Below are 24,279 nucleotides of genomic sequence, written 5' to 3' on the forward strand. Positions count from 1 at the left end.
TCAAAATGGTCTCGTCAGAAGACCAATCAAGAAAGTCTAACGGGTTCGCCGTTCATCAAAATTTCCAAAGCTTCTCCTTCGTTCATATCAAAGGTGGTTCCGTCTTGGGTTGCCGTCACTTTTAAGATCCTGTCCCTGAAATTGATTTTAAAGGAATACTTCTCCCACTGATCAGGGATTTTTGGGGCAAAGCACAGCTTTCCATCCCGTACTCTCATACCACCAAAACCTTCTACAATGCTCATCCAAGTACCAGCCATGGAGGTAATGTGCAATCCTTCTTCCACCTCTTTGTTGTAATCGTCCAAATCCAATCTGGATGTGCGGAGGTAAAAGGTGTAGGCTTGCTCCATGCGGTCCAATTTCGCAGCTTGAACGGAATGCACACAAGGCGATAGCGAAGACTCATGAACGGTAAATGGTTCATAGAAATCGAAGTGCTTTTCGAGCTCTTCGTCGGTAAAGTGATCTTCGAAGAAATAGAATCCTTGCAAGGTATCGGCCTGCTTAATGTATGGAGATCTTAGAATGCGGTCCCAACTCCAATGTTGGTTGATGGGACGTTCTTTTTTATCCAAATCGGCCACGCGGACCAAATCTTTATCCAGGAAACCATCTTGCTGCAGGTAAACCCCATGCTCTTCGGAGTAAGGAAAATACATGTGGGCGGCGACTTTTTTCCAAAGCCCTGTCTCGTCGATGGACAATTGTGTCTTATCCATTACCCTTTTGTAGTCGGAAGGGTGGTTCTGTTGCACATGTTCCAATTGTTCCAATGCGTATTCCAAACACCATTTGGCCATATAGTTGGTGTACCAATTGTTGTGCACGTTGTTTTCATACTCGTTTGGCCCTGTTACACCAAGCATTACATATTTGTTACGTTTTTCGGACCAGTTAACACGTTGCTGCCAAAAACGGGCTATTCCAATCAGGACTTCCAATCCCATTTCAGGTACGTAACTGTAATCCTCGGTATAGCGGGTATAATTGTAAATGGCGTAGGCTATGGCACCATTTCTATGGATTTCCTCAAAAGTGATTTCCCATTCATTATGGCATTCTTCACCGTTCATGGTTACCATGGGATAGAGGGCGGCACCGTTTTTAAAGCCTAGCTTTTCAGCGTTTTCAATGGCCTTGTCCAAGTGGTTGTACCTGTATTTGAGTAATTTTCGGGCTACTTCCTGATTCTTGGTCGCCATATAGAAGGGCAGACAGTATGCCTCGGTATCCCAATAGGTGCTGCCGCCATATTTTTCTCCTGTAAAACCTTTGGGGCCAATGTTCAATTTAGAATCCGTTCCCGTGTAGGTCTGATTCAGTTGGAAAATATTGAATCGAATGCCTTGTTGTGCTTTTACATCGCCTTCGATATGAATATCGCTCATCTCCCAGACCTGTGCCCAAGCTTTTTTCTGTTCTTCCAGAAGTCCGCTAAAACCAAGGGCAGATACTGCGTCCAAAACAACCTTGGCAGCTGTAGTCAATTTATCGGCTTTATGATTACGATCTACCGTGTAACCTCCGTACTTGATCAAGCTGACCTTTTCTCCTTTTTTTACTTTATGGGCAAATTCGAAACCAATGGAAAGCTCTTCTTTATTTTCGGAATCGGGTGTGGTTTTTATGTTGTCGTTGTATACCGAATGGGCCTGCATGAATGTGCACACATTGAAATGGGTCTTCATGGTGTGCGACTCGATAAATGCCCTGTTTTTTTCTGATGTTACCTTTGTTGTGTTCCAAAACTTATCGTCCCAATTACTGTCCTCATTGGTAATCCCCGCATCGATATAGGGCTTGAAAACGATTCCTGCATCGGAATTAAGCGGAGTGACATCAAACGTAATGGCCCCGACTTCATCGTGCGATAGACTTAAAAACCGTGTGACGACCACTTCAATTTCAATGTTGTTAGGGGTTGTTGCTACAAAGCTTCTTTGGTACCAACCCTCTTTCATGTTCAGTTCGCGCTTAAAATCCTTAACGTCGGGGCAGATGGCCAAATCTAAAGGTGCTCCTTCGATCTCAACATCGATACCGATCCAATTGGGAGCGTTCAATACCTTGGCAAAATATTCGGGATAACCATTCTTCCACCAGCCCACACGGGTTTTATCGGGATAGTATACCCCTCCGATATAACTGCCTTGGAAGGTGGGGCCTGAATAGGATTCTTCAAAATTGGCACGTTGGCCCATGGCTCCGTTTCCCAAGCTGAAAAGGCTTTCGGAAGACTTTACGCGTTCCTTATCAAAACCCTCTTCAATAAGGCTCCATGGATTTGGTTGTATATAATCTTGATTCATTTTTTACTGTTGATTGACGTGTTTCTTTTTTGTATAAAATCTAAAACCTATGGTTTTGTTTTTATGTGTGTTAGGGCGGCTTGAAAAATATGAATTTAAGTTAAATTGAGAGTCCTTTGTCATCAATATCTTCTACTCTTGCCACCAATAGTGCAGCAATTAAAAAAGATACCCCGCTTGTTACCAATGCGAAAATCGGATGACCACCATAAAGGTATTCCACCATAGGTCCTCCGATAAAGGCATTCACGATCTGTGGTATGACAATGAAAAAGTTGAAAATACCCATGTAAACCCCCATTTTTTGGGGAGGGATGGCTCCAGCCAATATAGCGTATGGCATTGCTAGGATACTGGCCCAAGCAATACCGATTCCAACCATGGAGAGTATCAACCAATTTTCGTCGGGCATCATGTAAATGGAAAGGAAACCTATGGCTCCTATGACCAAGGAAATGGTATGGGTTTTTTTTCGTCCTACCTTTTTTGCAATGGCCGGCAGGAAAAAGGCAAAAATGGCAGAAACCCCATTGTACACTCCAAAGAGGATGCCCACCCAATCACCAGCATTTTGATAGGCGGTACTTTGGCTGCTATTGGGGTCCAGACCATAAATATGTTCTGCAATGGCCGGGGTGGCGAATACCCAAAGACCAAAAAGTCCAAACCACGAAAAGAACTGTACCCAGCTCAATTGTCGCATGGTCTTTGGCATTTTGGCAAAGTCGGTAAATATATCCAACAGTCCCCCAGTGCTTATCGTATCAATTTCAGTTTCTTCATTTTGATTGAGCAACGCCATCTCCTCAGGTGTGTACTCCTTGGTGGTGAACACCGTGATTGCCACACTGACAATGAGTACCAATGCACCTATGACGAAGGAAAGTAACAGATTCAAAGGAATTTCCCCCGCAGCTGCCGTATTGCTGATTCCCACCCAATTCGTCAATGCGTAGGGAAGCCAAGAGCCTATAACGGCCCCAACCCCGATAAGGACGGTTTGGATACTGTAGCCCAATGTTCTTTGGTCCGAAGGAAGCATGTCCGCAATCAAAGCCCGGAAAGGTTCCATGGCAATATTGAAGGAAGCATCCATGACCATGAGCATACCCGCGCCAACCCATAAGGAAGGCAAAAAGGCAGTGAACATGTCCGCATTGGGCATTAGAACAAGACCTAGGGATGCCAAAAGGGCCCCTGTTAAAAAATAGGGACGTCTACGGCCCAAACGGGTCCAGGTCTTATCACTATAATGGCCAACAATAGGTTGCACGATAAGTCCAGTGAGAGGAGCTACGATCCAAAACCAAGATAGTTCATGGACATCGGCCCCAAAACTTTGGAGAATTCTACTGGCATTGGCATTTTGGAGGGCAAAACCCATTTGAATTCCAAGAAATCCAAAACTGAGGTTCCAGATTTCCCAGAAACTTAATCTACGCTTTTGAAACATTGTGATCGGTGTTAGTTTCACAATATGAGCGGCTTAACCTGCTCGTTTTATTTACTTGGGAAGCAAAATATAAGCGTTGATAGGGACAAAGATATGTCTTTTTATGATAAAGAACCTCTTTTTGGCTTTTCCAGCTACAATTCAATTGATGTATTGTTTCTGGTGGAATCCCGAATAATAAGGTTTGTTTTAACCACTTGGGTGGTGTAGGGAGGTATCTGGTCCTTGTCCATTTTCTCCAATCTGTAAATGAGTGTTTCCGCTGCGAGTTCCCCCATATGAAAGCCATGCTGACTGACCGTGGTGAGGTGAGGTCTTGCATACTTGGAGAGGATACCATCGGAAAAGCCGATGACGGAAAGTTGTTCGGGTACGTCGAGGCCACGCAGCCTGGCCACATTTAGGGCGGTTACAGCGTAGATTTCGTTGACCCCGAAAATCCCGTCAATATCCGGGTGCATTTCAAACACCCTGTTGATACGTTGTTCCAAGTTTCTTTGGTCATCTTCGGAATCCCCAAGTTCCCCGATTCGTACAACTAAATCTTCATGGTAGGGGATGTTGTTGGCAGCCAGTGCATCTTTATATCCCTCTGTTCTGAGTCGACCTATGTTCAAATAATCTTTTGTGGTAAGCAACAGGATTTTTTGGCGCCCCTCATCAATCAATTTTTGAATGGCCATACGCCCCGCTTCGCGATCATCTATGATGACCTTATCGCATGGAATCTCATCAACGGCCCTATCGAACATTACCACGGGTATATTTTGGTTGATGGTCTCTCGGATGTGTTTATAATCCTTTTTCTGTAATGTTTCTTTGGAGAGTGATATGATAAAGCCATCGATACTGCCATCAATCAGCATTTCCATGTTGATGATTTCTTTGTTGAACGATTCATTGGTCACTCCGATAATAACGTTGTATTCTTTGGAGTTCGCCACTTCTTCTATACCGGAAATGACTTTTGCGAAATAATGGTGGACTATTTCGGGAATTATCACGCCAATGGTCTTGGTTTTCCTGTTTTTGAGGCTGAGGGCAACACTGTTGGGGCGGTAGTTGTAGTATTTGGCGAATGCCTGTACTTTTTCCCTGTTCTCCTTACTGATATCCTTATTGTTCTTAAGTGCTTTGGATACGGTTGAAATGGAAAGCCCCAACTCCGAGGCAATCTTCTTGAGCGTCATTTTAGGCTTCATTCTGCATAATCTTTCATCGGATTCAGGGGAAAAAATCCAATTATTTCTCAAATATACTCGGATTAAGAATCAGAAGGTAATTTTTTGTCAACCAGAAAACGTTGTAAGTGCCCAAAACTGACAAATGTCAAAAAAATGGGGGTCTTAATTACATATTTTCGCCTTTGGGAAGTGAAATATAGCATATTCTTAAAAATTAACTTTAACAAACTTCAATATGAGAATTAAACGAATGTACCTCTTATGGTGCATGTTCTTGGTTCCTTTTGTACAGTATGCCCAAATTACTGTGCAAGGGATGGTCACGGATACCGCGACCCAGGATCCATTACCTGGTGTGAGTATCATCATAAAAGGTACGAGTCAAGGTACGGCAACGGATTTTGATGGAAATTACCTGATAGAAGCCAATATGGGCGACACTTTGGTCTTTTCCTATATTGGATTCCAACCTAAGGAGGTAGTGGTTTCCGGGAGCACAATGAATGTTACCCTGGATGAAGATACCACGCTGCTCGATGAGGTTGTGGTCATCGGTTACGGTACCACAACGGTGGAGGATGCCACGGGCTCTGTTTCTTCAATTACGACAGAGGATTTTAACAAAGGTGCCATTGTTTCCACAGACCAACTCCTTACGGGTAAAACCGCGGGGGTTCGGATTACAAACAGTGGTGGGCAGCCCGATTCCGCACCGAATATCCGTATTCGTGGTGGGTCTTCTCTGACCGCGAACAATAATCCATTGATTGTTATTGATGGTATCCCGGTAGACAATACAAACCCTGCTGGTGTGAACAACCCGTTGACGCTTGTGAATCCAAACGATGTGGAAAGTGTTTCCATCCTAAAGGATGCATCGGCAACAGCGATTTACGGTTCCAGGGCCTCCAATGGTGTTGTCATCATTACTACAAAAAAGGGTTTGACAGGAGAATTTAAGTTCAACTTCTCTTCCAATACAACGGTAAGTACCGTGGGCAAGGAAATTGATATGATGGATTCCAATAGGTTTACCCGTTTTATTCAGGAATACCATCCCCAATTTACCAATTATTTGGGTGTTGATGACCCCAGTACTGATGCTGAGGATGATTTGGCAACCACTGATGTGATCGAGGGTAGAATTTTATCCGATACTGATTGGCAAGATGCCATTTACCGCACGGCAATTTCTTTTGATCATAATTTCAGTGCGCGTGGCAGTATCTTCAACTCGGTGCCCATTCGTATGTCGTTGGGATACACAGAAACCCAAGGTTTGGTGAAAACCAGTGATTATGAGCGTATTACTACTTCGGTAAAGCTGACACCACGTTTCTTGGATGACCATTTGAAGGTTGATTTCAACGCTAAGGGAATCATGTCTAAAAAGAATGCCATTGACGAAGGCGGTGCATTGGGCGGTGCGGTGAACATGGATCCGACAAAACCGATTTATGATACCACTGCCGACAATCGTTTTGGTGGGTACTATCAAAACACAGTATTGGATGGTAGCTTTCTTAGCTTGGACGGTCAATGGAACCCGGTTGCTATTTTGATGCAACGTTATCGCCCTGAGCGGGTAAGCAAGATTTTGGCCAATATGGAGCTTGATTATAAGATGCATTTTATGCCAGAACTTCGTGCCGTCGCCAATATAGGTGTCGAAGCTTCCAAAGCAAAAGTTAGGGAAGAGTATACCGACAATTCATTGGCAACGTACCGTCAGGACGATACCGCTGTGGATCCAGCGGATAATTATCGATTCAATCCAGGGGTAAACTACAGGGAGAATCAAGATATCGTCAATAAAACCCTTGAAGCCTATTTGGCTTATGAAAAAGATTTGGAAGGCGCCATCACAAATTTTGATGTACAAGCCGGTTACTCCTACCAAAACTTCAGGAACGATGGTAACAAGGAAGAATACAATTATGACACAGCAACTGGTGAGCGTTTCTTGGTGTTCGATCCACAAAACCCTACCAACAGATATTTCAACGAACTCAATTTGCAGTCATTCTTTGGTCGAGGAAATATCAACTTGTACAATAAATACTTGTTGACTCTATCTTTTAGAGCGGATGCATCTTCGTTGTTCTCGGAAGAAAATAGGTGGGGTTATTTCCCAGCGGCAGCCTTTGCATGGAAAATCTATGAAGAGGATTTTATGGAGAGTGCCGAATTCGTCAATACCTTGAAGTTGAGACTTGGTTGGGGTAGAACCGGGCAGCAGGATATTACCGGTGCCGTAGGTTATTACCCGTCACTTCCGTTGTTTGAGGCAGGTTCGGTGACCAGTCAATATTTACAGGGGTATGCTCTTTACTCTGCGCGTCCTTACAATTCCGACCTAACTTGGGAAAAAGCGGAAACCTATAATGCTGGTTTGGATTTTGGATTGTTCCAAAATAACGTACTGAGCGGTTCTTTCGATATTTACTATAGGACCACATCGGATTTGTTGGCAACAGTACCCGTGGCTCCAGGTCAGGCACTCACTTCATCGTTTGTGAAAAACGTTGGGGAAACCGAGAGTAAAGGTTTTGAGGTCAACTTTAATGTAAGGGCATTGACAAAAGACAATATGTCTTTGGAGTTTTATGGAAACACTTCCTACAACAGGGCGGAAGTGACCAATCTTGAAGATGTTTCCCGAATTACGGCCAGTGAGTCGGGTATCCCAACAGGTACAGGTGTGAATTTGGCCTATCATGCAGTAGGGTACCAGCCCTATTCTGCTTGGGTGTTCAGACAATTGTATGATACCGAAGGAAATCCAATCCATGGCGCATTTGCCGATTTTAATGGAGATGGAACCGTGGATAACGATGATAGGTATTACCGTTCGTTGCGTCCCAACTGGACCTTTGGTTTCGGTTTTAATTTCAACTACGGCAAGTTCGATTTGAGTTCTAGCTTCCGGGGACAATTTGGAGGTCAGGTCTACAACTCAAGAAGATTGACATCGGGTTGGACCGAGAGTGCCATTCCAAACAACTCCAACAGCTTGTCCAACGTTTTGGACTTTTATGGTGGAGCTGCGGATTTCAACTTTGTTGATGTTCGTGGAAATGTACCATTTTCCGATTATTATTTGGAAGATGCCACTTTCCTGAGATGCGAGAACATAGTCTTGGGTTATCGTTTGGATGACGCCTTGCCCAATGTAGCCATGCGTTTTTATGGCGCTTTGAACAATCCCTTCATCATTACAAAGTACGATGGACAGGATCCTGAGAATTTCAATGCAATAGACAATAATTTCTATCCAAGGCCTCGATCCTTCACGTTTGGGGTAAATGTGGATTTTTAAGATATAGCTGACATGAAAAAATTAACATCAATATTATTTTTAGTAGTTCCCTTGGCCTTAATGATTCAAGGGTGTACCAAAGATTTGGATACCGAACCAGAGGTAGAGCTTACGTTGGATGAGCTCTTGGAGCAGGACCCAGATGCCGTTAGTGGTATTCTGTCAAGACTGTATGCCTCTTTTGCGCTTTCAGGACCAGATGGGCCAGGAAGCTCGGATATAGACGACGATGCAGGGGAATCACCATTTCTTAGGGGGATTGTCAACCTTCAGGATTTTACGGCCGATGCCATGAAAAACCGATGGGGGGATGATGGTTTAGATCAATTGACCACTACTTCCGATTGGGATGAGAACAACAAGTTTTTCCGTTACCTCTACAACCGTATTTATTATACCATTCCACAATCGAACAACCTTCTTTTGGTTTTAAGTGCGGTCGATTTGGAAAATAAGGGTCAGATTGAAGGTGAGGTCAGGTTTATTCGTGCCTTGGCCTATTATTATTTGATCGATTGTTTTGGTAAAGGAGTGTTGGCCACCGAAGAAAACTATGGTACTTCGGACCCACTGCCCGAAGTGGACCGTCAAGAGTTGTTTACCTATGTGGAGAACGAGTTGTTGGCCGTCATTGAGCTATTGCCAGAGACCAACGAATATGGTAGGGCCAATAAAAGCGTAGCACAAATGCTTCTGGCCAAGCTTTATATGAATGCAGGGGTTTATACGGGGACAACCATGTTTGATGAAGCAGTGCCTTTGGTGAATCAGGTAATCAATGAAGGAGGCTATTCATTGGCTGAAGACTTTGTAAGCATCTTTTCCGGTGACAACTTCATGTCCAATGAAATTATCTTCCCGCTGATTGCCGATGCCGACATCAGCCAGAGTTATGGGAACACCACCTATATCGTCAACGGTAATTTGGGAACGGAAACCATGACCCTTAGCGATTTTGGAGCTGAAGAAGGATGGAGTGGGCACAGAGCCACCAAAGCATGGTATGGGCTTTTTAATGATGGAGACCTTGAAAACAGTACCGACGACAGGGCGGCTTTGTTCTGGACAGAAGGCCATAATTACGAAATGACCGATTACAGGGCATGGACCGATGGTTATCCAGCCGTTAAGTTCAGGAACACCTTCTTTTTCAGTGATTCCAATCCAACAAGTTTCTCCAGTACCGATTTTCCATTGTTCCGATTGGCCGATGCTTATCTAATGTATGCCGAATTGGCCGTTCGAGGAGCTTCAGGTACTGAGATGGCAACCGCATTGGGTTATGTGAACGATGTAAGAAATCGTTCCAATGCAAGCTCCATTTCCCAATCAGCTATGACCTTGGACTTCATTTTGGACGAGAGAGCTAGAGAACTCAACCTTGAAGGGCATAGGAGAAGCGATCTTATCCGTTTCGGCAAATTTACAGGGAACAGTTACCTATGGCCTTGGAAGGGAAATACCTTGAATGGTACCTCGATTCCAGATACCTACAGACTTTTCCCAATTCCATTGACCGCTTTGGAGGCCAATGAAAACCTAACTCAAAATCCAGGATTCTAATTAAAACGACTCTCATGAAAAACATAAAATTATTTATAGCACAAGTTTTAGGGGTGGTAACGGCCCTAGCTCTTTTCACTGCATGTGAAAATGACGATCACGTACCGGAATTCACCTTGAAGGCTGCTTCAGAAGATGTAGCTTTTCAAAATGAATTCTTGGCGGATTATTTACTTTCTGATGAAACGCCCGACAATATAGCCGAGCGCTTTGTTTGGAACGAAGTGGATTTTGGTGTGCCTACCGAAGTATCGTATCAATTGGAAGGATCTATTTCTGAAAACTTTGATGCCGATGGGGCTTATCAATTCGATTCGGGAACACTGACCACCCTGAATGCCAGTGTAACCGTAGGTCAATTGTTGACCATGGCCGAAGGTTTGGGATTGGACGATGACCCAGCTACAACGGATGATCAAGGAAACCCAAATAACACCGGAACTGTTTACTTCAAAGTAACCGCCTTTGCAGGAAGTGGGGAAGGTGTGGATGCTGTGACTACAGAGTCCCAAGTAGCAGCACTGACCATTACCGTTGTGGAAAAATCAGCCGATACTGGAGGGGGAATCCAAATTTCCAGTTGGGGAATTGTAGGTTCTGGTTACAACGACTGGGGTGCGTTTGAAGATGCTCCATTCTACACAACGGATACAGACGGTGTGTTGGTAGCTTACGTTAACTTGATTGATGGAGAAATCAAATTCCGTGAAAACAACGAATGGAATAACGATTTTGGAGATACTGATGCTGATGGAACCTTGGATGCCGGTGGTGATAACATAGTAGTAACTGCTGGGGATTACAAAATCACAATGAACTTAAATGATAACACCTATACCATGGAGGAATATTCCTGGGGCGTTGTGGGATCTGGATACAATGATTGGGGCAATTTGGGTCCCGATGCCAAATTCTTCTATGACTACACCACGGATACCTTTAAAGTTGGTGTCAAGTTGATCGATGGTGAGATCAAATTTAGAATGAACAACGAATGGGTTAACGACTTTGGTGATTCAGGAGCCGATGGAACCTTGGATGCAGGAGGTGACAACTTGGTCGTTACAGCAGGATATTATTTGATCACTCTGGATTTCAATGCAGGAACTTATACCATGGAAGAAGCTGAACTTCTAGGTGTGGTAGGTTCTGGATACAACGATTGGGGCAACGCAGGAGGTGACTTCATGTTGACCGAAGTGAATCCAGGGGTATGGGTTGGCGAAAATGTGGAGTTGATCGATGGTGAGATCAAGTTCAGGGTAAATGAAGCTTGGGATTCCGATTATGGAGACACAGGTGCCGATGGCACATTGGATCCAGGAGGCGATAATATTGCTGTAACAGCGGGTACTTATTTGATCAAATTAGATCTTTCCGAAGGTGGTTCGTCTGCTTATTCGCTCAATGCGAGATAGGTAAGAGCCCCTTTTTGTAACTAAAAAGATAAAGGGGAATGGCTTAGCCGTTTCCCTTTATTTATAAATAATCGGTATGAAGAAATTTTTACTTTTTGGATTATTATTATCTGCCTTGACTTCTTGGTCCCAAGTTACCATTGAGCCCTATCCCTTTGCAGTGGATGATGAGATAACCATTACCGTGGATGCCAACAGCAATGAAACGGACTGCAATGGATTGTCAAATCCGAACAAGGTCTATCTACACTCAGGTATTGGTAACGATGTAGACCCTTGGACCACGGTCATTGGAAATTGGGGTCAGGATGATGGAATTGGCGAGATGACCGACAATGGAGACGGTACCTGGAGTATCACTCTTGTACCCGAAACCTATTACGGGTCAACTGCCGAGCAAGCCGATAATGCCACTCAAATGGGAATGGTATTTCGTAATGCAGCAGGCGATCAGGAGCTGAAGGATAATGGCTGTAACGATTTCTTTTTTGAGGTAGGGACCTTTCAACTGCAATTGAACAGTCCTACGGAAAGTTTGACCTTGTTGAATCCGGGAAATAATTTATCCATAGCCGCATCAAGTTCGGTGGTGGCGGATTTTACCTTGACCGTTAACGGTAACATCGTGGATACATCCATTGGAACCGAATATATCTACGATGATGTGAACATCACAGAAAATTCACAGTATACCTTGGAAGCCGAAAGTGGAGGGGAAACCCGTACTGAAGGCTTCATGGTTGTGGTTAATGTGGAAGAAGAGGCAGTTCCCGTTGGAATGATGGACGGCATCAATTTGGACCCAAACGATGATACATCCGCAACATTGGTCCTTTATGCGCCCGGGAAGGAGATCGTCCATCTCATTGGGGATTTCAACAATTGGACCATTGGAAATGATTACTTGCTGAAAAAGGACAGTGCCCAAAATCGTTTTTGGATAGAGTTGACAGGGCTTACCCCTCAAACCAATCATCTATATCAGTATGTAGTGGATGGGGAGATTACAGTGGCCGACCCATATTCCACCCTTATTTTGGATGAAAACAATGATTCGTACATAGATAATTTTACCTATCCAAATTTGCCAGAATACCCCACGGGACAAACAGAACACGCTGTTACGGTACTCAGAACGGGAGACCCGGAATACAATTGGGTTAATAATGATGTGGCATTGCCGAGCAAGACCGATTTGGTCGTTTATGAACTGTTGATAAGGGATTTTGATGAACTGCACAGTTTCGATGCCGTACGCGCTCGGTTGGATTATCTACAAGCGCTTGGTGTAAATGCCATAGAACTAATGCCCGTTTCCGAGTTTGATGGAAACGAAAGCTGGGGCTATAATCCATCCTTCCATATGGCCTTGGACAAATATTATGGGAATGCCGAAGCCTTCAAACAATTGGTGGATGAATGCCACGGCAGGGGCATGGCTGTTATTTTGGACGTCGTTTTCAACCATGCTACGGGACAAAACCCATATTATCGACTATGGAATACCGACAACGGAGGTTATGGAGGAGCAGCTAGCGGGGAAAGTCCATTTTTCAATGCAGAACAGACCCATTCCTACAATGTTTTCAACGATTTCAACCATAGCCAACAAGCCGCCCAGGATTATGTGAAACGTATTTCACAGTTTTGGATTGAGGAATATAATATTGATGGTTATCGCTGGGATTTGACCAAAGGTTTTACCCAAAACTGCACTGCTTCCGATGAAGGCTGCACGGGCAGTTATCAAGCTGATAGGGTTGCCGTACTCAAAGAATATGCGGACTATCAATGGGAGGTCAACGAGGATTTCTTGGTCATTTTTGAGCATTTGGGTACCAATGAGGAAGAAACCGAGTGGGCCGAATATCGATTGGATGAAGGCAAGGGAATCATGTTGTGGGGCAATCTTAATGGTCCATACAGTGAGGCGGCTATGGGTTGGAACGACAACTCTGATTTCTCGTGGGTATCCTATCTAAACCGAAACTGGACGGTTCCTTCCAACGTGTCTTATATGGAAAGTCATGATGAGGAGCGCATGATGTATCGTAACCTGAATTACGGAAATGCATCAGGCGATTACAATATACAGGAACTCTCCACCGCTTTGGACAGATTGGAACTGGCAGGAGCCTTCTTCTTTACCATTCCGGGTCCGAAAATGATCTGGCAATTCGGGGAACTGGGATACGATTACTCCATAGACTACAACGGAAGAATCGGGAACAAACCCATCCGGTGGGATTATTTCGACAATGCCGATAGAAAAGAGGTATACGACACATGGTCGGACCTAAACCTTTTGGCAGTGGAAGAACCCATTTTTGAAACCGCTGATTTTTTCTTGGATGCGGATAGTTCCACTGGCTTAAAAACCATTCATTTAACCAATGCTTCAGCAGGAGTTGATGAAATTGGTTACGTGACCATTGTGGGGAACTTTGGAGTGGAAGAACAGGAAATCGACCCAAAATTTCAAGAAACAGGCGTATGGTACGAGTTTTTGGTGAACAATCTAAAACATGTCGTGGTCGATGTGAACGAACCGTTGGTTCTGGCTCCAGGGGAGTATCGCATATTTGGCAACAACCCAACTGGCCTTTTTCCAAACGATAATCCACCCGATGAAGATTCCGATGGGGTTGTTGATGCTAACGATCTTTGTCCAGGCACAACTCTCGGTGCAGTGGTAAATGTAGATGGTTGTGAGGTTTTTTCCTTGCCAGAGGAGAACTTTACTGTAATGACCAGCAGCGAAACCTGTAGAGGAAGCAACAATGGAAGCATAACAGTCACGGCTATCGAGTCACTCGCTTATACAGCGAGCTTATCAGGGAGTACAGAGGAATCTGCCAATTTTGAGGATGAAGTTGTGTTCGAAAACTTATCAGCAGGAAGCTATGAACTTTGTATCACGGTTTCTGGACAATCCAACTACCAGCAATGCTATGCATTGACCATTACAGAACCTGAGTCCTTGGAGGTGTATTCCAATGTCAACAAGAATAGTAATGTACTTTCCTTGGAACTCAAGGGTTCCGATTTTTATACGGTTCAAATCAATGATGAGGTGTATTTGACATCCAAGGGGTCATTCGAAATGAAGCTGAATCAATCGGTGAACAAGATGAAGGTATCTACCGATAAAGATTGCCAAGGAGTGTCCGAAGAAACGTTTTTGCTAGCAGATAAGGCAACAGCCTACCCGAATCCCATAGTTGATGAAAATACCGTGTCGGTCGATCTTGGTTTTGATATCAATAATGAAATGAACGTTCAAGTTTTTGATTTGAACGGAAAGCTCCATTGTTCCAACAGTATCGAAGCACAGTTTGGCAAATTTGACATCGACCTATCCGGTTTTGCCAATGGCATGTACTTTATTAAAGTATCCGGCAAGGAAACGTCACACGAATTTAAAATCATAAAACAATGAAAATAGTCTATAAATATCTCGTTCTTTTCATGGTGTTGCCGCTATTTTCTTGTGGAGGTGGAGGCGATGACCCAACACCACCTGAACCTGAACCAGAGGTGCCCGCTCCATCGGCAGCCACATTGATTTATCCAGATAATAACGAGGCGTGCACCGAGGGAGTATTGGTTTCCGAAACTGAGAGCCAGGTTACTTTTGAGTGGACAGCTTCTGAAAATACAGATACCTATACCCTTGTGTTGACCAATCTGGAGACTGGGGCGGAAAGCTCTACCAACACATCAAATATTGATATTCAGGTAACGTTGGAGCGAGGCACTGCCTATTCATGGTCGATTGTCTCCAGTGCTGAGGGAACCAATGAAACGGCTTCAAGCGAAATATGGCGTTTTTACAATGCAGGAGCCGCCATAGAAAATTATGCACCTTTCCCGGCATACGAACCTTACCCAAGAATGGGGGAAGCCATTAATGCTGGAACAATCAGTTTAGCATGGGAAGGAGCGGATTTGGATGGGGATGCCTTGTCCTACACCATTTATTTGGGTACATCAAGTCCGCCAAGCTCAGTTTTGGGGGAAACAGATGCAAATAGTTTTGAGACCACCATAAATGCTGATACGGTTTATTATTGGCAAGTGGTCACTGTGGATAGTGCAGGAAATAGTTCCACATCAGAAATTTTTGAGTTTAAGACCAACCCTTGAAATGGTCTTTTAGTTTAGTTGGGATAGGGGCTTTTTGCCCCTATTTTTTTGGTTGTGATCAAGAAAAAATAACGGTCTTGTTGTTGTAGACCATTGTTTTCCGTGCTACGTGAAGCTGCACGGCACGTGAAAGGACTATGCGTTCCAAATCCCTTCCCTTCGCTATGAAATCCTTGACGGCGTGGGTATGCGAAACCGTAGTGACGTCCTGTTCGATAATGGGTCCTGCATCCAAATCTTCGGTAACATAATGGCTGGTGGCACCGATGATCTTTACGCCCCTTTCAAATGCAGCATGATAGGGTTTTGCACCAGCAAAGGCAGGCAAAAAAGAGTGGTGGATATTGATTATTTTCTGCGGAAACACATCAATTACCTTTGGTGATACAATCTGCATGTACCTGGCCAAAACTATAAAGTCTACCTCGTACTGCTCCAAAAGTTCCAACTGTTTGTCCTCTGCTTCACTCTTGGTCGCTTTGGTCACAGGGATATGGTAATAGGGAATATCAAACTGCTCTGCGACATACTCCAAGTCCTTGTGGTTGCTCAAAATAAAAGGGATGTCCACAGCTAGTTCGCCCGAGTTGTATCGGCTCAGTAAATCATACAGGCAATGGTTGTACTTGGATACGAAAATGGCCATTTTGGGTCGGTACACATCGGTATAGGCATCCCATTCCATATGGAATTTGGTGGCCAACTCTTTTCCGAAATCCTTCTTGAACTGAGATAGGTCCAATTCCTGCTCAAATTCACTCTTCAAACGCATAAAAAACACGCCCGCTTGTTTGTCCACATGCTGGTCCAAATAGACCACGTTTCCCTTTTGCTGATGGATAAAAGTGGTTACGGAGCGGATGATTCCCGATTGGTCGGGGCAGTTGATGAGAATGGTCAGTTTCATTGGACACATTTAGGGGGATAAAATTATGGTATTCAAAAAAGGAAGCCCAAACATTTATTATTTTTTGTATAATCTTAATCAAAACCAATTTTCAGTTGCATTTTCTGTAAATTGCAGTGCAAAATCAGACCTTTTATTGCAGATGGAACAAATTAAACCCTACACGCCCAAACACAAAATAAGAATTGTTACCGCGGCCTCCCTATTTGATGGACACGACGCGGCCATCAATATTATGCGAAGAATCATCCAGGCCACTGGGGTAGAGGTGATTCATTTGGGGCACGATAGGAGTGTTGCCGAAGTCGTGGACTGTGCCATTCAAGAGGATGCCAATGCCATTGCAATGACCTCATACCAAGGGGGGCATAACGAATACTTCCGTTACATGTTCGATTTACTGAAGGAAAGAGGGGCTGGTCACATCAAAATATTTGGCGGTGGTGGCGGTGTCATCCTACCAGAAGAGATCAAGGAACTGATGGATTATGGTATCGAACGAATTTATTCCCCAGATGATGGCCGGGAAATGGGGCTTCAGGGAATGATCAATGATTTGGTGGAACGTTGTGATACTGAGGTTCCCGATTTGGATGTCCCCAAAGGGAAATCTTTGGAAGATGAATTGCAAGCAAAACGACCCAACACCTTGGCACGTTTGATCTCTTTGGCAGAGAACCGTCACGAAACGTTCGAGAAGTATCAAACCATTATTGAGAAAGAAGAAAATAGTGTTCCTGTTTTGGGGATTACCGGAACTGGCGGAGCCGGTAAGTCCAGTTTGGTAGATGAGCTGGTACGTCGATTTTTGATGGACTTTCCAGATAAACACATCGGAATTGTGTCTGTAGATCCATCTAAACGGAAAACAGGAGGTGCGCTTTTGGGGGATAGAATTCGAATGAACGCCATCGACAGTGATAGGGTATATATGCGCTCCTTGGCGACAAGACAATCCAATTTGGCCTTGTCCAAGCATGTTTCAGAAGCGGTCCAAGTGCTGAAAGCGGCAAAATACGACCTGATTATTTTGGAAACCTCTGGAATTGGTCAATCCGATACCGAAATACTGGAGCATAGCGATGTATCGCTCTATGTAATGACGCCCGAATTTGGTGCAGCAACTCAATTGGAGAAAATTGATATGTTGGACTTCGCCGATATTGTTGCCATCAACAAGTTTGATAAACGTGGGGCTTTGGACGCCATTCGCGATGTAAAAAAGCAATACGCCCGTAACCACGGCTTGTGGCATACCAATGAAGATGAACTTCCCATTTTTGGGACCATTGCTTCGCAGTTCAATGATCCAGGAATGAACAGTCTCTATAAAATGGTAATGGACACCTTGGTGGAAAAAGCAGGTTCCAGTTTAAATTCCACCATCGAGATTACCCAGGAAATGTCGGAGAAAATTTATGTGATCCCGCCCTCTAGAACGCGGTATTTATCAGAAATAGCTGAAAACAATAGAGGTTATGATGTCAAAGTGAAGGAAGAAGCCAAAATAGCCCAGAAGCTGTATGGTATCTTTTTAACGCTGGCATCGGCCATGGAAATGGACCAAGAGGAAGCCGAAAGATTATGTTTGGATAAAGCTGGTTTGAATGAAGAGGAAATTGAGAGGCACATCAAAAATGAGGAATCCAAGGAATTGATAAATCTCCTCATCAAAGAATTTGATCGAGTCAAGATGCACTTGAACCCTCATCATTGGGAAGCCATTTTAAAATGGAAGGAAAAGGTTGCCCGTTATAAAGCGGAAATCTACTCCTTCAAAGTGCGGGACAAGGAAGTGAACATAAAAACACATACCGAATCATTGTCGCATAGCCAGATTCCTAAAGTTTCCTTGCCCAAATACAAAGCTTGGGGCGATATTTTACAATGGATATTACAAGAAAATGTTCCAGGTGAATTTCCATATACTGCAGGACTTTATCCTTTCAAAAGGGAAGGGGAGGACCCGACCCGAATGTTTGCAGGCGAAGGTGGTCCGGAGCGCACCAATCGCCGGTTCCATTATGTGAGTATGGATATGCCCGCCAAACGCTTGTCCACTGCTTTTGATTCGGTGACTTTATATGGAAACGACCCCGACCACCGACCGGATATCTATGGAAAAATAGGAAACGCTGGAGTTTCTATTTGTTGTTTGGATGATGCTAAAAAGCTGTATTCTGGGTTCGACCTGAGTAGTCCAATGACCTCGGTGAGTATGACCATCAATGGTCCTGCACCGATGATCTTGGCCTTTTTTATGAACGCAGCCATAGATCAAAACTGCGAGAAGTATATCAAGGAAAATGGCTTGGAAAAGGAGGTCGAAGATAAAATCAAAACCATTTTTAAGGATAAAGGAATAGCGCAGCCCTCTTATTATGGTGAACTTCCCGAAGGGAACAATGGTCTTGGTTTGATGTTGTTGGGCGTAACGGGAGACCAAGTGCTACCTGAAAACGTTTACCAAGAAATAAAAACTAAGACGCTGAACCAAGTTAGAGGCACGGTACAGGCCGATATTTTAAAAGAGGACCAGGCGCAGAACACCTGTATTTTTTCTACCGAATTCGCGTTACGTTTGATGGGGGATGTGCAGGAATATTTTATTGAACAACAGGTGCGCAATTTCTACTCGGTCTCCATATCTGGCTATCATATTGCCGAGGCGGGTGCCAACCCCATTACACAGTTGGCCTTTACACTTTCCAATGGTTTTACCTATGTGGAATATTACCTGAGCCGCGGCATGGACATCAATAAGTTTGGTCCCAACCTTTCGTTTTTCTTTTCCAACGGCGTAGACCCGGAATATGCGGTTATTGGGCGCGTAGCTCGACGCATTTGGTCCAAGGCCCTAAAAGAAAAATATGGAGCCAATCCCAGGGCACAGATGTTGAAATATCACATCCAAACCTCAGGACGGAGCTTGCACGCCCAGGAAATCGACTTCAACGATATACGTACCACCCTTCAGGCATTGTATGCCATTTATGATAATTGCAATTCCTTGCACACCAATGCGTATGATGAAGCTATCACCACGCCGACAGAGGAGTCCGTCCGTAGGGCGATGGCGATACAATTGATCATCAACAAAGAATTGGGTCTGGCCAAAAATGAAAATCCAATACAAGGGTCATTCATTATTGAGGAGCTTACCGATTTGGTAGAGGAGGCCGTTTTACTGGAGTTTGATAGAATTACGGAACGTGGTGGCGTACTTGGTGCTATGGAAACAATGTACCAACGTTCCAAGATTCAAGAAGAAAGCCTTCATTATGAAACCTTGAAGCATTCTGGGGAGTATCCTATTATTGGGGTAAACACATTTTTGAGCTCCAAAGGTTCGCCGACTATTTTACCTGCAGAGGTGATTCGCGCTACCGAAACGGAAAAGGAAAATCAGATAAAGACCTTGCAGAATCTTCATAAGCGCGAAGCTGATGAAGCCGCGAAACAGTTGAACGAACTTCAGGAGGTCGCTATCAAGAATGAGAACATTTTTGAAAAATTGATGGAAGCCGCCAAATATTGCTCACTAGGACAAATTACGGAAGCATTGTTCCAAGTAGGAGGGCAGTACCGAAGAAATATGTAAAGGGAATCAATCGTTTTTGTTGATCAAGGACTTTCTCCATTTTTTAAAGGAAACACGGAATATGCGAATCTCTTTTCTTAGAAGGTTCAAGTATTCCTTCTCTTTGACCCCGTCGCGTTCCAAACCATTACAATAGGCCAAAATATTGCGGGTCATGATGTTTACGTAGGAAAGACTTCTCATACGAACGGATGGGCAATTGCTCAATGCAGCCTGTTCTACCTCTTTGGTGATCAAATCGGCATCGGCCAATAAGGATTTGGAAATATCATCCCGGAAAGAATCTATTTTGCGCAAGGACAAAATCTCCCTGTTCTGGGCAAAATAAGCCGCAACCGCCTCGCTCATATCACGAAGGGCCAAAGATCTACGGTATACACCAAGGGAGTTAAGAGAATTTCTCTCCATTTTCATAGCAATTTTGTAGTATAAAATTAAGCACGAATTAAATTTTTTTACTTTTGTTACTAAAGCAATTATTCGATTTTACTTTCGATAGTAAAAAAGTAGTGGTAAATTTCTTTATATATGAAGATAGATGACTTGAATTGGCAAATATTGAACCATTTGCAGCAAAATGCGAGGGAGTCGTTTGCCAATATTGGAAGGAAAGTTGGGTTGACGCCACCGGCTGTAGCGGAACGTGTAAAAAAGATGGAAGACCTTGGAATCATCGAACGTTATGGTGCCAACATTTCCTATGTGGAAGCAGGGTATCAGCTCAAGGCCATCATCATGTTACGGGCTTTTATGGGGAAGTTGAAACCCTTTTTGGACAAGGTGAAAACCTTTCAGGAGGTGGTGAACTGTTATCGGATAACGGGTAATGAGAACATTATCATGGAGGTGGTGCTTCGGGATCAATCCCATTTGGAGAAATTTATTGATGAGCTTATTGTGTACGGCGAATGTAGGACCCACATCGTGTTGTCCAATGTTGTAGCCAACTCGCCCATAAAAAAAAGTAGGGCCAATAAATAGTTTTCTTGTTAAATTGATGAATGAGTGGCATACTTTGGCCAGATTTTTGTGAAATTAGTATTATGAAAAAGATATACTCGCTAACCTTTCTGACCTTTTTTTGTGCATTTTCCCTTTTCTCACAACAAATGGTCTTTCAAAAAGGAGAGATTATTGGGAATCTCTCTATAACTGATACCACTGAAAATACATATTCCATTTATTTGCCCAAAGCATTTTCCATGGACAGGGAGTGGCCATTGCTCATGGTGTTTGATACGGATGGGAATGAAGAAAAAGCACTTTCCATGTTTATGACGTCAGCGGAAAAAGAAGGCTATGTGTTGGCTGCGCCAAAACTGGTGGATACCATCTCGCTGACTAAAAATATGATGTTGACTACCAGGGCCATTCAAAAAGTTGCGAGTTTGTTTCCAATCAAACGAGAGAGGGTCTATGCTGCTGGAGAAGGAGATGCAGCCCAGTTTGCTAATTTGATGCCTGTCCTTGTTCAAGGGGTAAATGGTGTTATTTCCATAAATGCAGCGCTGACCAATAGGGAATTGATGAATAGGAAGACTCCCTTTCATTTTGTTGGCATCGTTAACAAGGAAGACTTCAATTATCCATTTTTGCTTACAGATGCCAAACTTTTGGACAGATATAAGTTTCCTAATCAGGTTTTGTTGTACGATGGTACAGGTAAGTGGCCGCATGCATCCTATGTTCAAAAAGGAATGCAGCTTTTCACACTGGATGCCATGGGAAGAAAATGGATTCCAAAGGATACTGCATACATAAAGAACGCGTACAAAGATGACTTGGAAAAGGTAAATCAGCTGAAAGAAATCGGAGATCTATTATGGGCGGAACAGTACATGACCGAAATGATGTCCATGTATGGAGCATTGAAGAATATGGACTCCCTTAGGTCGGAGCAAAAGGATCTGCGCAGGGATAGGGCGTTCAAAGTGATGAAGAGGGCCGAAAACGCGGCTTTTCTAAAAGAATCCATGCTTCGGGAAGATTACCAGTACTATATAGAGGATGATGTATATACACATAACTTCAACAATTTGGGATGGTGGAAATATCAAATGACCGAAATAGACAAGTTCATCTCGGGTTCAAAGCCCTTTGAAAAACAAATGGGGCATAGGTTGAAGGGTTATGTGAATGCCTTGGCCGAGGACAACATCAGTCTTATTTTATCCGATGAAGTTATAGATGAAGATGCATTGGCGTTTTTGTACATGCTCAAAACCATTTTGGAACCGGACAATCATGAATTTTACCTCCATACCATATCACTGAGTGCCAAGAACGATGATTTTGGAACTTCCCTCTTCTATTTGGAAGAGCTCTTGAAAACTGGGTTCAACGACAAGGATGAACTTTACAGTTTGGAGAATACGGCACTTCTTCGGATTACCCCGGAGTTCAATGAGCTTGTTTCAAAGTATTTGGAAGATGCCAGGTACGATATCAAAATCGAGGAAAACAGACCTTAGGCAAAGATTTTATTTCTTACAGGTTTAAGCTGTATTTTAGCATAAATCTCATTCAGAATGAAATATACCATCTTACTTTCTCTATTTTTTTTGATGTCCTGCGGACAGGGTAAAAAGTATCATGATGACGAAGAAACCGTGAAGGTGGAATCCGATTTGGTCGCGGATATCCTGGAATTCCAAAAGGAACTGGATGAAAGCTTCAAAGACCCTGATTCATCCCCCTTGCCCGATAAGTACCGTAAAGATTTTGAAGGGCTTGATTTTTATAAACCCGATACCACTTATGTTGTAAAAGCCCGTTTTGAGCGTACTCCAGAAGCAGAACCTTTTTTGATGCCCACTACAACCGATAGGCAAACGCAAGAGGTTGTTTACGGAATCGCCCATTTTACTTTAAATGGGGAGGAGCATCAACTGGAAGTGTATCAAAGTTTGGGTTTAATGGATGATGAGAAATATGAAGATTACCTCTTTTTGCCTTTTTTGGACAATACAAATGGGGAAGAAACCTATGGGGGAGGGAGGTATATTGATTTGACCATTCCCGAAGGGAATACCTTGGTGATCGATTTCAATAAGGCCTATAATCCTTATTGTGTGTACAACAAAAAGTACTCCTGCCCTCTAGTGCCAAGGCAAAACTATTTGAGAACTAAAGTGAGAGCAGGAGTGAAAAATTTTAACAAGGACTAAAAAAAGCCCTCATCCTATTTGGAGAAAGGCTTTTTCATGTCATATCTATCTATGATGTTTCTTAGAAGGAGTATATGGCAGCTATCAAAATGGAAGACTGATTGCTGGTAAGAGCTCCGTCACTATCGGTATATGGTTCCACATCATTTCCCCATGTATCCAAACGAACTTCTGGTTTGATGATAAGGTTATCTTTTGTGAAGCTACCGGTTAACGTCAGTCCTAAAACAGGAGAGTCATCCTCAACGGCATCATCAGTGAAGGTCATGTACTCACCACGAAGTCCAATCGCAAAATTGTCGGATGTCGTCAATTGTGGGTAAATGGCTGCTCCATAGAAGCCAGTACCTGTTTCAGAGTTGTCATTATAAGCTGCATTGATTCCAAAGAAGAAATCCTCAGTCACGTCAAATCCACCGGTGTAGTCAATTTCAAAACCAAGACCACCGCTTTTTCCGCTGTCGTAGTAAAGGTTCAAGAATTGACCATAAAAACCTAGTTGACCACCCAAAGAATATTCTCCAGAATCGCTTATGTCGTTGGTGTCCCATGGATTCATTACCGCAAGCATTAAGCTAACATCATCGGATAGTGCAAAATCCGCTTTAACCCCCAAATGTGAAAATGGTCCGTTGGAGAATAGGTAGGAAACACTATAGTTGAAGTTTGCTTGTGGAGCGATTACTTCATAGCCCAAAAAAGTATTGAAACGACCCATGGTCAAGGTAGTACCCTCGGACACATTCCAATAAACGTATGCCTGATTGATGATACCGTTAAGAACATCGTTTTCAAAAGTGGCTTCGGTACCTCTTGGACCAAAAACCAAATCAACCACGACACCTGTGTCTCCCATATCGTATGTACCTACCAGATTGGCCATACCCAAAGCAAAACCAGTTTGGTTGGCAAAGGAGGTATAAGTACCGGTTGTGGCATCCCCTGCATCATGGAAGGTAGTTCTGTAATAGGCATCCACAGAGCCACTAAGGCTAAATTTTGAGGCCTCTTCCTCCTCCTGTGCGGAAGCTGAAAATGTTACTAATGAAACTATGGCAATAGCCAAAAATTTTCCGAAATTTGTATTTATAATCGTTTTCATATCATAATCGTTTAAGTTGTCCTTTTTTGTTTAAGGACAGTTGTTTAATTGTGAGTTTGATTGAAAAGGTTATTAAACGGAGCGTTTGGCAGAACGCTCCGTTCCTT

15 protein-coding genes are annotated in these 24,279 nt (G+C 43.5%); 9 read left to right on the forward strand and 6 right to left on the reverse strand.

Annotated features, from left to right (window positions below):
- Window positions 1-26: 26 nt before the first annotated feature.
- From EO132_RS18045 to EO132_RS18055, 3 genes are all read right to left on the reverse strand, one after another.
- A complete protein-coding gene (locus EO132_RS18045) occupies window positions 27-2,312 on the reverse strand; it encodes a glycoside hydrolase family 65 protein (protein WP_127139200.1) in 2,286 nt (761 codons plus the stop codon).
- Between the two features lie 100 nt (window positions 2,313-2,412).
- Window positions 2,413-3,765 (reverse strand): MFS transporter, encoded by a 1,353-nt coding sequence (locus EO132_RS18050; protein WP_127139201.1) that lies wholly within the window; start codon window positions 3,763-3,765, stop codon window positions 2,413-2,415.
- Window positions 3,766-3,899: 134 nt separating this feature from the next.
- Window positions 3,900-4,967 carry a LacI family DNA-binding transcriptional regulator gene (locus EO132_RS18055; RefSeq protein WP_127139202.1) on the reverse strand — a complete coding sequence of 356 codons (1,068 nt, stop codon included), beginning with the start codon at window positions 4,965-4,967 and terminating at the stop codon, window positions 3,900-3,902.
- Window positions 4,968-5,184: 217 nt separating this feature from the next.
- Here EO132_RS18055 and EO132_RS18060 point away from each other — a divergent pair, with 217 nt between their 5' ends.
- The 5 genes from EO132_RS18060 (at window position 5,185) to EO132_RS18080 (ending at window position 15,395) form a co-directional block, all read left to right on the forward strand.
- The gene (locus tag EO132_RS18060; protein WP_127139203.1) at window positions 5,185-8,268 is read left to right on the forward strand and encodes a SusC/RagA family TonB-linked outer membrane protein; all 3,084 of its coding nucleotides are present in this window, start codon (window positions 5,185-5,187) and stop codon (window positions 8,266-8,268) included.
- Window positions 8,269-8,280: 12 nt separating this feature from the next.
- The gene (locus tag EO132_RS18065) at window positions 8,281-9,831 is read left to right on the forward strand and encodes a RagB/SusD family nutrient uptake outer membrane protein (protein ID WP_127139204.1); all 1,551 of its coding nucleotides are present in this window, start codon (window positions 8,281-8,283) and stop codon (window positions 9,829-9,831) included.
- Window positions 9,832-9,845: 14 nt separating this feature from the next.
- Entirely contained in the window at window positions 9,846-11,249 is a 1,404-nt protein-coding gene (locus tag EO132_RS18070) for a SusF/SusE family carbohydrate-binding protein (RefSeq protein WP_127139205.1), read from the forward strand.
- A gap of 76 nt (window positions 11,250-11,325) precedes the next feature.
- Window positions 11,326-14,688 (forward strand): alpha-amylase family glycosyl hydrolase, encoded by a 3,363-nt coding sequence (locus tag EO132_RS18075; protein ID WP_127139206.1) that lies wholly within the window; start codon window positions 11,326-11,328, stop codon window positions 14,686-14,688.
- Window positions 14,685-15,395, forward strand: coding sequence for a fibronectin type III domain-containing protein (locus EO132_RS18080; protein ID WP_127139207.1), 711 nt, complete (start codon window positions 14,685-14,687; stop codon window positions 15,393-15,395). The genes EO132_RS18075 and EO132_RS18080 overlap by 4 nt, the downstream gene beginning before the upstream one ends.
- Before the next feature lie 58 nt (window positions 15,396-15,453).
- On the opposite strand, the gene purU is transcribed toward EO132_RS18080, so the two are convergent.
- Complete coding sequence (gene purU, locus EO132_RS18085; protein ID WP_127139208.1) at window positions 15,454-16,302, reverse strand: formyltetrahydrofolate deformylase; 849 nt, start codon at window positions 16,300-16,302, stop codon at window positions 15,454-15,456.
- Between the two features lie 142 nt (window positions 16,303-16,444).
- Here purU and EO132_RS18090 point away from each other — a divergent pair, with 142 nt between their 5' ends.
- Window positions 16,445-19,903: a methylmalonyl-CoA mutase family protein gene (locus EO132_RS18090; protein ID WP_127139209.1), complete on the forward strand. Its 3,459-nt coding sequence runs from the start codon at window positions 16,445-16,447 to the stop codon at window positions 19,901-19,903.
- 6 nt (window positions 19,904-19,909) lie between these two features.
- Here EO132_RS18090 and EO132_RS18095 read toward each other — a convergent pair whose 3' ends face one another.
- A complete protein-coding gene (locus EO132_RS18095; protein WP_127139210.1) occupies window positions 19,910-20,311 on the reverse strand; it encodes a hypothetical protein in 402 nt (133 codons plus the stop codon).
- Window positions 20,312-20,431: 120 nt separating this feature from the next.
- On the opposite strand from EO132_RS18095, the gene EO132_RS18100 reads away from it, so the two are divergent.
- The 3 genes from EO132_RS18100 to EO132_RS18110 all read left to right on the forward strand — a co-directional run bounded on the left by EO132_RS18100 (window position 20,432) and on the right by EO132_RS18110 (window position 23,070).
- Window positions 20,432-20,884: an Lrp/AsnC family transcriptional regulator gene (locus EO132_RS18100; RefSeq protein WP_127139211.1), complete on the forward strand. Its 453-nt coding sequence runs from the start codon at window positions 20,432-20,434 to the stop codon at window positions 20,882-20,884.
- 62 nt (window positions 20,885-20,946) lie between these two features.
- Window positions 20,947-22,374, forward strand: coding sequence for an alpha/beta hydrolase (locus EO132_RS18105; protein ID WP_127139212.1), 1,428 nt, complete (start codon window positions 20,947-20,949; stop codon window positions 22,372-22,374).
- A 57-nt stretch (window positions 22,375-22,431) separates the two neighbouring features.
- Window positions 22,432-23,070, forward strand: coding sequence for a DUF1684 domain-containing protein (locus EO132_RS18110; protein WP_127139213.1), 639 nt, complete (start codon window positions 22,432-22,434; stop codon window positions 23,068-23,070).
- 61 nt (window positions 23,071-23,131) lie between these two features.
- Here EO132_RS18110 and EO132_RS18115 read toward each other — a convergent pair whose 3' ends face one another.
- Window positions 23,132-24,172 carry an outer membrane beta-barrel protein gene (locus EO132_RS18115; protein WP_127139214.1) on the reverse strand — a complete coding sequence of 347 codons (1,041 nt, stop codon included), beginning with the start codon at window positions 24,170-24,172 and terminating at the stop codon, window positions 23,132-23,134.
- Window positions 24,173-24,279: the final 107 nt, after the last annotated feature.

Source organism: Flagellimonas oceanensis (genome assembly GCF_003992595.1).
In the GTDB taxonomy this organism is placed as follows: Bacteria; Bacteroidota; Bacteroidia; order Flavobacteriales; family Flavobacteriaceae; genus Flagellimonas; species Flagellimonas oceanensis.